The organism is Phycisphaerales bacterium, from assembly GCA_016716475.1.
Classification (GTDB): domain Bacteria; phylum Planctomycetota; class Phycisphaerae; order UBA1845; family Fen-1342; genus JADJWG01.
The window spans coordinates 822,121-836,063 of record JADJWG010000004.1 but is presented as its reverse complement, the minus strand read 5'-3'; the positions used below and the strand labels follow the sequence as shown (position 1 = coordinate 836,063).

The 13,943-nt window shown below is 64.2% G+C and carries 15 protein-coding genes; 8 read left to right on the top strand and 7 right to left on the bottom strand.

Going from position 1 to position 13,943, the window contains the following annotated elements; translation table 11 throughout:
- The first annotated feature begins 69 nt into the window (after window positions 1–69).
- The 5 genes from IPM18_17465 to IPM18_17445 all read left to right on the top strand — a co-directional run bounded on the left by IPM18_17465 (window position 70) and on the right by IPM18_17445 (window position 3,055).
- Window positions 70–735: a sigma-70 family RNA polymerase sigma factor gene (locus IPM18_17465; GenBank protein ID MBK9121370.1), complete on the top strand. Its 666-nt coding sequence runs from the start codon at window positions 70–72 to the stop codon at window positions 733–735.
- Window positions 736–780: 45 nt separating this feature from the next.
- Complete coding sequence (locus IPM18_17460) at window positions 781–1,296, top strand: hypothetical protein (protein MBK9121369.1); 516 nt, start codon at window positions 781–783, stop codon at window positions 1,294–1,296.
- Between the two features lie 18 nt (window positions 1,297–1,314).
- Complete coding sequence (locus tag IPM18_17455; GenBank protein ID MBK9121368.1) at window positions 1,315–1,734, top strand: hypothetical protein; 420 nt, start codon at window positions 1,315–1,317, stop codon at window positions 1,732–1,734.
- Window positions 1,735–1,911: 177 nt separating this feature from the next.
- Window positions 1,912–2,292: a PQQ-dependent sugar dehydrogenase gene (locus IPM18_17450; GenBank protein ID MBK9121367.1), complete on the top strand. Its 381-nt coding sequence runs from the start codon at window positions 1,912–1,914 to the stop codon at window positions 2,290–2,292.
- Between the two features lie 10 nt (window positions 2,293–2,302).
- On the top strand, window positions 2,303–3,055 hold the full coding sequence (locus IPM18_17445) for a PQQ-dependent sugar dehydrogenase (GenBank protein MBK9121366.1): 753 nt from the start codon (window positions 2,303–2,305) through the stop codon (window positions 3,053–3,055).
- 137 nt (window positions 3,056–3,192) lie between these two features.
- On the opposite strand, the gene IPM18_17440 is transcribed toward IPM18_17445, so the two are convergent.
- From IPM18_17440 to IPM18_17425, 4 genes are all read right to left on the bottom strand, one after another.
- Entirely contained in the window at window positions 3,193–3,438 is a 246-nt protein-coding gene (locus IPM18_17440; GenBank protein ID MBK9121365.1) for a DUF2934 domain-containing protein, read from the bottom strand.
- 237 nt (window positions 3,439–3,675) lie between these two features.
- Complete coding sequence (locus IPM18_17435) at window positions 3,676–4,185, bottom strand: hypothetical protein (GenBank protein MBK9121364.1); 510 nt, start codon at window positions 4,183–4,185, stop codon at window positions 3,676–3,678.
- A gap of 55 nt (window positions 4,186–4,240) precedes the next feature.
- Window positions 4,241–4,597: a hypothetical protein gene (locus tag IPM18_17430; protein MBK9121363.1), complete on the bottom strand. Its 357-nt coding sequence runs from the start codon at window positions 4,595–4,597 to the stop codon at window positions 4,241–4,243.
- A gap of 116 nt (window positions 4,598–4,713) precedes the next feature.
- Complete coding sequence (locus tag IPM18_17425) at window positions 4,714–5,790, bottom strand: DUF2961 domain-containing protein (GenBank protein ID MBK9121362.1); 1,077 nt, start codon at window positions 5,788–5,790, stop codon at window positions 4,714–4,716.
- A gap of 319 nt (window positions 5,791–6,109) precedes the next feature.
- Here IPM18_17425 and IPM18_17420 point away from each other — a divergent pair, with 319 nt between their 5' ends.
- The 3 genes from IPM18_17420 to IPM18_17410 all read left to right on the top strand — a co-directional run bounded on the left by IPM18_17420 (window position 6,110) and on the right by IPM18_17410 (window position 10,436).
- Window positions 6,110–9,250, top strand: coding sequence for a proprotein convertase P-domain-containing protein (locus tag IPM18_17420; GenBank protein MBK9121361.1), 3,141 nt, complete (start codon window positions 6,110–6,112; stop codon window positions 9,248–9,250).
- Between the two features lie 411 nt (window positions 9,251–9,661).
- A complete protein-coding gene (locus tag IPM18_17415) occupies window positions 9,662–10,030 on the top strand; it encodes an RNA-binding protein (GenBank protein ID MBK9121360.1) in 369 nt (122 codons plus the stop codon).
- Between the two features lie 196 nt (window positions 10,031–10,226).
- Window positions 10,227–10,436 carry a hypothetical protein gene (locus IPM18_17410; protein MBK9121359.1) on the top strand — a complete coding sequence of 70 codons (210 nt, stop codon included), beginning with the start codon at window positions 10,227–10,229 and terminating at the stop codon, window positions 10,434–10,436.
- A 372-nt stretch (window positions 10,437–10,808) separates the two neighbouring features.
- Here the strand turns inward: IPM18_17410 and IPM18_17405 are convergent, their stop codons facing one another.
- The 3 genes from IPM18_17405 to IPM18_17395 all read right to left on the bottom strand — a co-directional run bounded on the left by IPM18_17405 (window position 10,809) and on the right by IPM18_17395 (window position 13,775).
- Window positions 10,809–11,213, bottom strand: coding sequence for a type II toxin-antitoxin system VapC family toxin (locus IPM18_17405; GenBank protein MBK9121358.1), 405 nt, complete (start codon window positions 11,211–11,213; stop codon window positions 10,809–10,811).
- A complete protein-coding gene (locus IPM18_17400; protein MBK9121357.1) occupies window positions 11,213–11,443 on the bottom strand; it encodes an antitoxin in 231 nt (76 codons plus the stop codon). Before IPM18_17400 ends, IPM18_17405 begins: the two co-directional genes overlap by 1 nt.
- Before the next feature lie 901 nt (window positions 11,444–12,344).
- Entirely contained in the window at window positions 12,345–13,775 is a 1,431-nt protein-coding gene (locus tag IPM18_17395; GenBank protein MBK9121356.1) for a tetratricopeptide repeat protein, read from the bottom strand.
- Window positions 13,776–13,943 lie beyond the last annotated feature (168 nt).

Below are 13,943 nucleotides of genomic sequence, written 5' to 3'. Positions count from 1 at the left end.
ATTGTCCGGCTCCTGTGTGTGCATAGAATACGCAGGGGCATGAGGTTTAGGCGCGCGGATGGGCACTGCATGACCGGCAAGCCGCATCGGTCCGAGCGTGAGCCGCCTGCGCCTGTGGTGCGCCCTCCGTCACCGATACCGGCACAGGTGGCGGAAGCCCGACAGAGTGCGGTTTTAGCCGACCTTGATACGCAACTGATGCTCCAGGTGCGCGGCGGGGATCGCGACGCCGCCGGCGCGCTGATTCGCCGCAACACAGAGCGTGTGGCGCGCTATATCAGTCGCCTCGTGCGCGATGAGCGTACCGTAGAAGACCTGACCCAGGATGTCTTCCTGCAAGCCCTGCGACAAGCCGAGCGCTACGAGCCCACAGCGCGCGTCTCGACCTGGCTCTATCGCATTGCGACCAACACCGCCCTGAATTACCTGAAACGCCCGAGCGTTCGGCAGCGCCCCATGTTGGAGGAGCGCGACACCTTCGACGTGCCGGATTGCCGGTTGGCGCCTCCCGATCGCCAGATGTCGCTCGATGAGCTCCGGGACCGCGTCGCTGCGGCAATTGACAGCTTGCCCGTGAACCAGCGGATCGCCCTGACACTCTTCCAGTATGAGGACTGCTCCTACGAGCAGATCGCCGAAGTGCTGAACGTCACGATCGAGGCCGTGCGCAGTCTTCTGACCCGGGCGCGGACAAGTCTGCGGACTGCGCTCGGAGACCTGATGCAGCCGGAGTAGGGCTGTGACGCGGCCGCGTCACGACTTGCCGCCACGGAAACACACATGTCAACCGACGGGCCGTCTGCGCATCTCGACGCCAATACAGCCGCCGACCTGCTGCGCGGACATCTGTCGCCGGGCCAAGCCGCCGCCTGGCAGGCCCACCTCAGGCAGTGCGTCGCATGTCGTGCGATTGTCGCAGAAGAGCGCGCCTTGCATGGCATGCTCGCTCTTGGGGACATCGCGCCGCGCGCTGCCGGGACCAGCGTTACCCGTGGTGACTTCAGCATCACGTTGGATCGAGCCAGCCATTCGCGCCCCTGGTACATCGCTCTGGGATTCGGTGTCGCCGCGAACCTGCTCATGACCCTGAGCTGGATGTGCTACCCGCCCCCGGTCACCGTAGCGGGTTCCGTCGAACGCGAACTCGCTGCGGAATTGGGCGTACCGCCCGAAGTGCAGGAACAGGTGGTGCGATCACTCGCACAACTGCGAGTGTTGACCGCCGACTCATGGGTTGCCGACGATCTCGAAACCGCGCGCGCACTGGCGAAGCTCATCCGGGAATTCCCGCATTAGGGGCGGAGTACGTTACACATGCTGCGGGCATTGACCATCCTCACCCTCGTGGCGGCCGTGGGCGGCGGCGCATTCACCGCCCACGCTTACTTACGACGGCCGACGGTGACCAATGGCTCTTGGCACACCTGGTCGGAACTCACACCGACCGAGCGGCAGGGCTGGATCGAACGCTACAAGGAGCGTGCGGCCAGCGGTGATATCATGCCGGTCCTTGCTCAAGCCCGGGTCTTCGCCGCCCTGCCTGCTACGGAACAGGACCACCTGCGTGAGGTGGCCAAGGTGATCGCGGAAACCCTGGCAGCCATGCCGGCAGCGCGGCGGCGGGAACTGCTCCTCATGCCGCCCTCCTCACGCGCGTGGCACCTTTTCCAGCAGCTCGCGGACACGCGCCCCGAGCTACTCACAACCTTGCACCCGGCCCCTGCGCAACCTTGATGCGCGCCGGTTCCGGCACCGGCGCCCTGTACGGGGGGGTACAGCGCAAGTACGATTCCGCCCGATAAGCCCTGAAGGCCTTCCGTCTGGCGCCGCCGTGCGCGCGGCGGGCTGACCCGGCCACCGTTCGAACTGCCGGGCCGCCCACAGACGTGGTACGCGTGCCGGAGGAAACGCATGCGCAGTGCAGCGTCACGTGGGTTCGGCTGGACCGTCACCCTGCTCATTCTCGCGGCGGGCTGCGTCCCCGGTCCTTCCGATCTACCAGCCAACCGGGATGTCGCTCCCGGTTGGCAGGCCGAGTTCCTCGCGAGCGGCCTGGGTCCGGTCAGCGCGATCGCGGCGGCCGGCGATGGGCGTGTGTTCTTTGCCGAACGCACTTCCGGCCAGATCCGTGTGCTGCGCGACGGCATCCTGCAGACAACCCCCGTCGCGACGCTCCCGGTCAACGCAGCCGGCGAGCGGGGCCTCCTGGGTCTGGCGCTGCACCCGCGTTTCGAGGTAAACGGCCGCTTGTACGCATTCTACACGCTCGGACGCCGCGGCCCCCACGGATGATCCACGCGCGGTGCTGGATCAGCGCATCGTCTACTTCGAGGTTGATGCGGAGTTGGATGTGGCCTTGGGCGGCGAGGTGTTCGTAGCCGCGTTTCCAGTCGGTACCGGTGTGACGCGGCTCGGCGGCCAACTCGGGTTCGGGCCCGACCGGACGCTCTACCTGTTGCTCGGCGATGGGGGCGGCGTGGAACTCGCCCAGGATCCCGACTTTTTCCCCGGCAAGGTGCTGCGCTTCAACGACGATGGCACTATCCCGACCGACAACCCTGGCGCGAACTCACCGCTGTTCGCACGCGGACTGCGCGCACCGCGCGGGTTGGCTTTCGATCCGGTGAGTGGTGAGGGTTTCTTCGCGGATGACAGCGGTAATTCCCATGAGGTGAACCGACTCGTCCCCGGAGCCAACTATGGTTGGCCCAGCGTCGTAGGTGTGGCCAACACAGCCGCGGAACGGGAGTTCGTCCGCGTTACACAGAGTTACCGCGATCCAATCCTCGCTACGGATACACCGATTGTCGGGGCGGCATTCAACCCTGGTAACAAGTACGGGTTGGAAGTGGCCGGCCGGCTCCTGTACGGCGTGGATGAATTGCACCAGGTGCGCGCACTGACGTTATCTGATTCACGTTTGCTGGCGGCCGGCAGCGCGCCTTTCCTTGGGAACCTGCCCGGGGAAATCCGTGCCGTGGCCTTCACGCCACCTGGCACGCTCTACCTCGCGGTCGGATCCTCCATCGTACGCATCGTGGAGTATCACCTCTAACCAACGCGCAGCGCACCGCGGGACGGTTGGTGTCAATCATGCCCGCTTCCCACTGTGGGCTTCGCCACTGCTCAGCGCAGGGGCCCCCGATCGATGCCACCGGGTACAATCCGGTTCGGCCGCCCCCCCTCGCAGCGCTACTTCGAAAGCTCTGTCGTCAATTCCTGCACCGCCTGCAGCCAGTCGCCCTGTGCATCGCCCGGCGCGCCATTGCGTCGCTGAAAGATCTCGTACGCACGGGCGCGAATCTGCTCTTCGGTGAGAGTCACTGGCGCCTGCCGAGTTTTGGTGATGGATGATGCCGATGTGGTGGCGCCGGTCGTCGTGCCGCCCTTGGAACTCTTGGTGGAGGTTTTACGGGTTGAAGAAGCTGCCTTGGCCATGATCTTACGACTCCCTCTTGGAATCTCTGCGCCGCGCCCGGGTCCGTGGGGCGGCCTACCGTGGGTGGGTCGACGCGTGCCGAACGTCGGACCTCGATGTATGTGCACATTGTAGTCTAACACGGCTCCGACGGGTACTCACCATGAGGGTGCGCCGCTTGCGTTTCAGACCTGTGACGGGATGAGTTCGTTCTCCATGGCCTCATTCGCACACGCTCACGGCTGAATCGGCCAGGTTCAGCCACGGGCATTCACATTCAGGAAATGAGTTTGCCAGGCGTGCAGGAGGAGTGCCAACTCCTCGGCTGAAATGCCCAAACTGGTCGGGAGCGTTACCGAGGTCTCCTCGCCAGCTTCGCGGGCACGCGCGAGCGCCGCCCCACGCAGTTCAACCACAACATGCCGACGCATCGAGACGATGCTCCGCCGCACCTCGACCACCTGGATCATGGCGATGTCGTTCCAGGCATAGCGCCGGACGCGAAAAGCAACTCCTAATGCGAGGCCGGTGGGACCGGCGTGCAGGAAGCCCGCCCGGGGATGCAACCCCATGGCGGTCAGTACGGCGGCGGTGCCAAAGAAGATCAGCCCAAAGCGCCCGTGCGGATTTCCCTGGGCCAAGGCAACCCCACTCGCCACCGCGACGAACAGGCACACTCCCAGCACGGCGAGACGGCCCATGCGCGGTGGGCGGAGCCAAAGCTCGGTGATGCGATTCGGCAGATGGTCGGCGGCGCGGCGAGCCATAGGGGCGGCGGGTCGGCCCGGCGACGTGAAACGTCCCGGGCCGTGCAACCGTTCCTCAGCGGGCCAGCGGGGCGCGCCGCGCCCAGAGCAGCCGGCTGTCCTTTTGATCCTTGAAGAATACAGCCACATCCGTCGGCTGCAATTCCGCTGAAAACTGCCGGAACTGGTCAGACTGCAACTGATCCGCCGTCCGTTTGTCCGCATACGCGTGAATGAAGACGACGTTTGCAACGCGCTTCGTCTCGAAATTCGTCAGGTACAGGTACGGGGAGGTATTGTGAACCTCGCAGCGGAACTCGCTGTCGCCCGCCTCGATGGCGGAGAACTCCAGCATGTCAAGCGAGGCCATCCGTGCGCAGCCACCCACCAAAACCAAGGTAGCCAGCACCAGGCACGCGGCGGCATTTCGCATACGATCAACCCTCACTGTGTTCATGACTCTTCGGTTCCTGCTCATCCGCAACACACGTCGCTCGACAAGCTCCACGGCCGTCTCGATCACCGATCTCACGTAACTCCACAAGCTCCCTACCGCGACCAGCGACCTTCCGCATCCGGCAAGGCCGGGAACTGCGCGTGCGGCTCCGCCTGGTACCAGTACGAGACCGAAGCGAGGTCATCGGTAAGCGGCTGAAACTTCGAGTTCGGCCACCAGCCCAGCGCCTGGATCGTCACCCGTAGCGCCTTGCGAAAGCGGATCGGATCCATGATGTGCCAGCGATACAGCCCGTAGCGCGGCACCTCGTTGTCTACGTGACGAACCAGCGGCAGACCCAGGAACGGGGTTGAGTACGGCTCCTCGCGGTTATCGGGCCCGTAGAAGCCCCACGCCCCGCCAAAGTAATCCTCAGTCCCGGTGCCGCAAATCGTCGGATACTCCCCGTCGTCGTCGAGGAAAAACTTGATCTCGCCTTCGCCCCACCAGCCATTGGAAAACTGCGTCCAGGCGATGTACGTACCCACATAGTGCCCGCGTCCCGTCACGCCATCGAGCAGCGTGTGCTCGGGTTGTTCACGCGTCGTCAGGGTGCGGCGCCACTGGGCGTGGAAATAGGCGGCCGACTCCGGTACCGGCCGCAAAGCGTAGGTGATCTGGTAGAAAAAGCCGTTCATCGCATCACGATGCTGATTTTCGATGGTGATCTTCGCGGAGCGCCGGAAGGGCATCGGCCAGTAGCTGTTGAGACCACCGGCTGGATTCACCGCGATCGGCAACGAGTTGATTTTCGCGCGCAACGCGTGGCCGCAGCAGAAGAAATCTCCGAGCGGGGCTTCGACGGAGGGGGTCGCTTCGCCATCCCAATAGATTCGCAATACGAAGTCGCGAAAAACCTTCGGATCGACGGTGATCCAGATGTGCTGGATCATGCCGGGCCCTTCTATCTCGGCAATCGTGCGCGTCTCGCCCGCTTGCAGTTCGATGCAGGGTTTGACCTTCCAGCCCTTGCCCAGCTTGCTTGCAGGATTATTGGTCTCGGGCGTCTCGTGCGCCCCGCCGCCCACGGCACCGGTGGGATTTTCGGCGCTGATCGAGCGCGTCTCGGCGTCGTCCAGCAACGGAATATTTCCCAGACCCAAAGAAAACGATGCGAGCGGATCGACCATGGAACGACACTCCTCCAAAGGATGGTCCGAGTTTCGAATGCCGCCACTGTGCGCAGCGCAGGGAATTTTGGCAAGCCGGACGTGCTTTGTTCCAACCCTGTGACGCGCCCTGGGTCGCTATTGCCCGGGGCAACAATTCCCGCTTGCGATTTCCGCCAGGAAAGAGGTATGCTTGGTAGCGGAGTTGAGGAACAGCAGGTCGCACCCCCGGTCTGAACGTGCCGCACGTCTTGCAGACGTGGGTGGTGCCGAGGATTTCCCCGACGGCCCAGCCCACGCTGAAACACAACGCCGCCGCGGATCAAGGAGTCTCACAGAGATGATGCGAACCCCGTTTCGCGTGGTCGGCTACTTCGTGGTAGCTGTGACCGCGCTCAGTATCGTTGCGCCGGCCTGGGCCAATCCCAAAGTCGACGCCCTACCCATCGTACGCATTGCACCCCTTGACCTCACCGTGGTGCGCGCCGAAGACGAGGCCCGTTCCGCTGAAGGGCTGGCTCCGCGCTTCGCTGTTCCTCACCACGTTGTCATACGGCCCGACACCGACGGGGTCTGGAGTGACAAGGGTGATGTCAACCGCCTGTGGCAATTGCGTATCACCTCACCCGGGGCCCTCTCGTTGAACCTCGGATTCACGGCGTTCTACCTGCCGGAAGGCGCCGTTCTGCGGCTCTACGCGGTGGATGGCAGCTACAATATCCGCCCCCTCACGGCGGGAGACAACGCCGCACACGGTGAATTCTGGTCACCGGTCCTGTTGACGGACGACATGATCGTCGAACTTGAGCTGCCCGAGAAGCAGGTCGAGCAGCTCGTGCTCGAACTTGGATCCATCAACATCGGCTACCGCGGGTTCGGCGAAAACACCGAGCGCGCCGGCGCCTGCAACGTCGATGTGGTGTGCCCGCTCGGACAGGGCTGGGAAGACGAGATCAACTCCGTCGCCGTGATCTCGACCGGCGGTTCGCTGTTCTGCTCCGGATTCATGGTGAACAACACGGCTCAGGATCAGACCCCCTTCTTCATGACGGCCGCCCACTGCGGCGTAAACTCGGGCAACGCGGCCTCGCTTGTGGTCTATTGGAACTACCAGACGACGACCTGTGCCGGTCCCAGAGACGGTCAGCTCGTCGATTGGCAAACCGGTTCGATCTTCCGCGCGTCGAACAGTACCAGCGACTTCACCCTGGTGGAACTGGTGCAGGCCCCGAACCCCGCATGGGAAGTGACCTTCGCGGGCTGGGACCGCAGCAGCAACGACCCGCAGTGGTCCGTCGCCATCCACCACCCCCGCACCGATGAGAAGTCGATCAGTTTCGACTATGACCCGGGCACGACCACCAGTTACCTCGGTACGACCGTGCCCGGCAACGGCACCCACATCCGCATCGGCCAGTGGGAAGACGGCACGACCGAACCCGGCTCATCCGGCTCGCCGCTTTTCAACCAGAACCACCAGGTTATTGGCCAGCTTCACGGTGGCTACGCCTCCTGCACCGTCATCGACGCGGATTGGTACGGTCGCTTCTCCGTTTCGTGGGACGGCGGCGGCACGCCCGCCACGCGCCTGCGAGACTGGCTCGACCCGCTCAATACCGGCCAGATGACGATCAACACGCTCTCCGCGCGCGGCATCACGGTCACGCCCTCGAACGAGGTTCTGCATCTGGGTGTGGTCGGCGGACCGTTCACCGATGACACGTACGCCTACACGCTCGCCAACAACACGCCGGACCCGGTGGACTACACCGTCCACTTCAACTACGGCATTGGCTTGCTGATGAATGGCGGCCCCGGTCCGCTCGGCGGCACGCTGGCCAGCGGCGCGAGCTTCCCGCTGACAATTACACTCGGCCCGGCCATCTATGCCCTGCCGGCCGGCTTGTATGAAGAAGAGCTGGTCGTCACCAACGTCGGAACCGGCGTCGGCCGCACAATTAAGCACAAGGTCGAAATCGGCCTCACCGCCATCACGGTGACCCCGGCCGATGGCCTGACGACGGGCGGCCCGCTGGGCGGTCCCTTCAACGGATTCATGAATTACACGGTCACCAGCACGCGGCCTACACCCGTCACGGTCAACGTCGCGGGCGACCAGGGCTGGATCGCGATCAACGGCAGCAATGCCCCGGCCGTGTTTACACTGACGGGCATTGGTGACAGCGCAAACGTTACGGTCGCGATCGACAACTCGGCCACGGGCCTGAGCGCCGGACTGTACGCGGGTACTGTCACCTTCACGAATGCGGCCGGCGGCGCCGGCTCGACCGCGCGCGCCGTTTCGCTCGACGTGGGCCGGATCGCCTATGCGGCCACGGACGTGCCGCAGCCGATCCTCGATAACACGACCATTTACAGCTACATCGACGTCCCGGATTCCTTCTGCATCGGCGACGTCAACGTTGACATCAACATCACGCACACCTTCATCGGCGACCTGATCGTCGAACTGCGCTCCCCGGACGGCACGGAAGTGCGCCTGCACAACCGTACCGGCGGTAGCGCCGACGACATCGTTGTGACGTTTGACGATGACGGCGACGGCCGACAGCCGGACGGCCCCGGCGCCCTGGCCGACTTCGACTTGACACAGGCGCAAGGCGTGTGGCGCCTCCGCGTCTCCGACCTGGCGGGTGCCGACGTAGGGACGCTTAACAGTTGGACGCTGCGCGTGGCGCCCACGACAGGCAACTGTGAACCGCCGATCCTGATCTACAGCGAGACGCTGGATCAGAATCCGGGTTGGACGACGGAAGGCCAGTGGGCCTTCGGCCAGCCGACCGGTGGCGGCGGATCGTCGGGCCTGCCCGACCCCACCTCGGGCTACACCGGTCCGTACGTCTACGGCTATAACCTGGCCGGTGACTATGTGAACAACATGCCGGCGTACCACCTCACTTCGACGCCCTTCGATTGCACCGGGCTTACCGGCGTGCAGTTCCGGTACTGGCGCTGGCTGAACGTCGAGACGACCACCTACGACAAAGCCACCGTGTATGTGAGCATCGACGGCGTGAACTGGGTGCAGGTGTGGCAGAACCCCGGCCGTATCACGGACAACGCCTGGACGCAGATGTCCCACAAGATCAGCGCGCTTGCTGACAACCAGCCGACTGTGTACCTCCGCTGGACGATGGGGCCGACAGACAGTTCGCTGATCTTCTCCGGCTGGAACATTGACGACGTCGAGATCTGGGCCCAGCCCTCCACGCCGCCCGTCCAATACTGCCCGGGCGACATGAACTGCGACACCCTGGTCAACTTTGCCGACATCAGTCTATTCATCGCCGCCTTGAAGACCGCCGATCCGGCGACCTGGCCCTACGATCCGGCCGGCGGCGTATGCGCCCATGCCAACGGTGACATGAACGGCGACAGTCTGGTGAACTTCGCCGACATCAGCGGCTTCATCGCGATGATCAAGAACGCGCCGGAGCCCTGCACGACAATCGTGCCCTAACCCGGCTGGGCCAAGCCAACTCCGGTGCACCGTCACCGGGGAATGGTCCGTCCAACTTGAACCGGCCCCGGCGGCTGCCTTCCTGGTACCGCCGGGGCCGGCCCCTGTTGGGTCGGTGGGGTCCAGGGCGGGGGTAAATGGGTGCTTCCCGAACCCCATTCCGTGCGCGCACGAAAAACACACCCTCCGACCCCGGATCCGGGTTTCAGGGGTCTTGCCGCCGTTTGCGCCGAAGGTACAATCGGGGCAGGTTTGGAAAGCACGATCGGGTCTTCGAATGCGGCGACCTTCTCATGTTCCGCAGCAACGTCCCCCTCGCAGCGCCTGCCGACGGGCTAGCGTAGCCCCTTTCACTGGACCCTGAAAGTAAATGCCGGGTCGAAGCGCCATCGATTGTCAGGAGAATCCTCGATGGGCAAGAAGTTGTATGTTGGGAACCTGTCCTACAATGTCACCGGCTCCGATCTGGAGGAGCTCTTTTCTGCCCACGGCACCGTCGAGTCGGCGCAGATTATCACCGATCGCGAAACCGGCCGCAGCAAGGGCTTCGGCTTTGTCGAGATGAGCTCGCCCTCCGAGGCGGAGGCCGCCATCTCGGCCCTCAACGGCCAGCAGCATGATGGCCGCACCCTCACCGTCAACGAGGCCAAGCCGAAGGAGAGCCGCGGCGGCTTTGGTGGTGGTGGCGGTGGTGGCGGCCGTGGTGGCTACGGCGGCGGCGGCGGCGGCCGTGGCGGCTACGGCGGCGGTGGTGGTGGCGGCGGCGGCCGACGCTACTAAGTCAATCGCTTTCCGCACCCAAGACAAGTACCCAATGCGGCCCGTGCGTGTTCACCACACGTACGGGCCGCTAGTTTGGTAAAACCCCTTTACGCCGCCAGTGCGCATTGGACAGAACCGTAACCGTCCGGCGAATCCCGTCTTCAATTTGGCGGCGCGTTGAGGCACCATGCCTGCCCGAGAGGAGGCGTGGCGCATGGCGAAGGTGGCAGCGCGGGATTTGGAGAAGGAGGCGTTGTGCCGGGGCCGGCTTCACAACGCGCACCGGCCACATCAAGGGCTCGACAACCGGACGCTGCCTGAGGCCGCGACCGGACCGCCTGAAGACTTGGCGGCCGAAGCCGCACCGGAGCTTGGCCGGGTTCGCTGCCAGCGTTCGCTGGGCGGACTGCTCCGGCACTACTAACGCGCTGCTTGAGCGGCACGCGTGCGCCGCCACACGTGTGACTAGGAGGCGCGCCGTTATCGCGCGCTCGTGGTACCATTACCGCCGCTGAGCCGTGCGCTGCGACTGATTGGGCACACTGCCGGCCCTCATCCGGGGCCACGGTCAATCTCCGGCAGCAGCTTCCATTGCGCGCATCCGGGGCCCGCCGACATTTTGGCCCCACGCTCACGGACCTGCGCGCAGCGCGAGCAGCGCTCGCCCGCCCATGTGATCGAGCAGATCTTGGTCTTCAAGGATCACTGGATTTTCGAGATCACTGGCGGCCGGCAGTTGGCGGATAGCGGCTTGCCCGAATGACCACGCGACTGGCGCTGCCAGCAAGAAGTCGCCTCAGCCCTTCGTCCAGTTCTCCACGCGCAGGCCGGACACGCGGCGAAACTCGCGTTCGTTGTTCGTGACGACGGTGGCCTTGAGTGCGACCGCGTGCGCGGCGATCAGCGTGTCGAGCGGGCCAATTGGTGTGCCGGCCCGCTCGAGGTCGGCACGGATGTCGCCATAGGTCGCGGCGGCTTCATGGTCGAACGGGCAGATCTCCAGCGGCGCGCAGAAATGCGCGAGCGCCACGGTGTTGCGCTCGGGGTCGCGGCTCTTCGCTACGCCGCACCGCAACTCAGCCAGCGTGATGGCCGAGATGCCGACCGTCCCGATCTTGCGCCGGCGGAGGCGACCCAGTACCGCTGGCGCCCGGCCGCGGATCAGCTCGATGCAGATGCTCGTGTCGAGCAGGAAGCGGATCACAGGCTTTCGCGCTCTTCAGCTTGAGCGGGCTGATCACGTTCGCCCATGAAGTCCTCGGTGAAACGCTCGATGCCCCGCGCGAGCAGATCCCAACCCTTTCGACGCGGGTACAGAATCACCATGTCGTCGACCTTGGTGATGAAGACCTCGTCTTCGTCGAAGCGGTACTCCTTGGGCAGCCGCACCGCCTGGCTGCGTCCGTTGGTGAAGAGCTTGGCCGTATCCATGGCAACCTCCGATGATATATACTATGGTGTATTCCGCCGCGGTCAAGCATTCGCACTCGAATCGCCGCTTAATCGTAAGCCGTGTAATTTCAGTCATTTGCGCCGATGTTAGGGTCGCACGTCGCGACGCTCTCACGCTCTCACTCTCGGTCCCGGCGAGAGAGTCACGCCGCATCACCGTAACCGTCCGTCCGAAAATAGCTTGCGTTACTTGTATCGAACTCCCGGCGTTGGCTCTCGGTTCCGAACGCGTGTGGTAACCAGGGCCCCGAGAGCGGTTCAGAGAGTCTGAGAGTTAGGGTAAAACGAACCGAACATACTCTCGGATCGGTTCACAAGGCGGTGTGACAGAGACGCGGTCGCGTTTGTAAGAGATTGCCGCAACCGGCGTTGCGCGCGGCGGCGCTCTCCAACGAAAAAGCCCACCTCGTTTTGAGGTGGGCTTCGTATCTCCCCGATCGCAACCCACTTCATAACCACTCTAAGTACGTTGGGGCCGAGAGTGGCCCAGAAAACGGCTTAACAGCCCCGGTTTGGAGGGCCGTGGCCTGCCGGGACGGGTCGCGGCCTTGGCCGGTGACCGGGGTGGCTTGCGGCCGGGAGCGGGCGACGCCCGCATTGCTCGCGCGCCGCTTCTTTCCTCGAATCCCGCGATGCAGCCTTCAGCGCCACACCTCCTCTCGGGAGGCATGGCGCCTCAACGGGCCGGCGAATTGAAGACGGGATTCGCCGGACCCATACGCCCTGCCGCAGGCGGAACGAGAGCGCACGCATCGCAGCACCTCCTTGCGTCGCAAACTGCTATTATGGCGTGCGCGCTTACGGTGCTGGGCCTTACCTTCAAATTGCTCGAGTCGTCACCTGCGAACGGCGAGCGCAACGAGCGAGTTGCCGTTTCGGTTCAGTGCGCAGCAGCCCCGTCTCCCGGTTCCGATGCAGGTTCAGGCTGACCCGCCAGGAGCCGTCCAAGGCGCTCACGCACACCTTCCGCGTCCTCGCGCCGGCCGCTCCTATCGAGCATTTCCGCGTACATGCGCAGTGTCATCGCAAACTCACCGACTTCGCAAGGCATGGCAGCCTCGAATACCGCAATCGCCTTACGGTACATTAGGTCCGCTTCGCCAGTGTCGCCGTGGAGCACGTCAAGCCGCCATGCCAAAGCCGTCAATCCCGTTCCGCCGCCCGGGCTGCCCTCCCTGGCGGCATGTTCGTAGATGCTCACGCTGCGGCGCACAGCCTCCCTTGCTGCCTCCATCCCTCCGCGCCGCGAGTGGAAGCTGGACAACGAGTAGAGCGCCGCCGCCACCTGCAATGCGCGCTCGCCATGCGCGACCTCAAGGACTCGAATCGCATGCCGGTGCTGCTCCTCTGCGGCCCGATAGTCGCCGGCACCCTCGTAACGGCCCGCGAGGCGCCAATGCATATCGGCTGCAACGTCGGGCGCGCCCGCCCCCGTCGCCTCTGAGACCTCGAGCCAGCGGCGCGCCGCTTGCACAACGGCTTCGTCGTCGTGCAAAAGACCGCAGAGGTAAACAACCTGTTCGAATGCAGCGAGCTGCCATGGGCTGTCAACGGAGTCGCATTGCTCGACGATCGCGAGCGCGCGACGAACCAGGCGTGTCGCCGCCGACACGTGCGGCTGCGGCCTGTCGACGCAGCCATCAGGATCAAGTATCGGCGCTGGTGTCAATCTGAGTAGGACATGCTCGCGCGCGGCGCCTAGCAGCACGGGAACCAGGTCGATGTGGTTCGCACCGGCTGCACTCTCAATCGCGGACACCGCGCAAACATAGAGATCCTCGGCGCTCACTCGGCGCAGGTGCCTCAGCCGTGCGAGTTCGCACAACGACGCAACCAACTTCCGGTACGCGGAAGCGCCCTGCTGCTCGAGATGCGCAATTCGAATTGCATACAAGTGCTCCATGTGAAGGAAGACTTCGCCCATCGTGCCGCGTGTGCCTCTGAGCCCGATGGGATCACCGATCGAGAGCAGGGCATGGTTCGCCAGCGTATCGGCGACTCGCCGCAAGTCCACGGCTTCATAGAGATGCCCTCTCTGGTTCGTGTCTGCAAGGAGATAGAGCGTCGAAGCGGCGCAAAATGACGGCGCGAAAACTTCCCCATCGAGGTCCAGTGCGTTGTGGAGTCGCGACATCGCAAGCTCCAGATCGCCTCTCTCGATAGCGATCCGTGCTTCGTCCACTTCGCGCGCCCATCGCATTGTGCGGTCGGCCACGATCGCGGAATCAGAGGCAGCTGGCGCCGCTGCAGCAATTGCAGCCGCGAAAGCGGCCGCAATCCACGGATTAAGAGGAGCATGTGTAGCTGCCATACTGAACGTCACCTCCGCTGACGAGGCTTGCGATGCTGCTCAGCCCACTCGCGGGCTTCGCGCTGTGCTTGCTGCGCTGGTGTCTCATAATCCGCAATAAACTTGGCCGCCTGCGCACAGATTTTGCGCTCTTCCTCAGTGCATTCTGTGAAGTATGACGGGGGCACA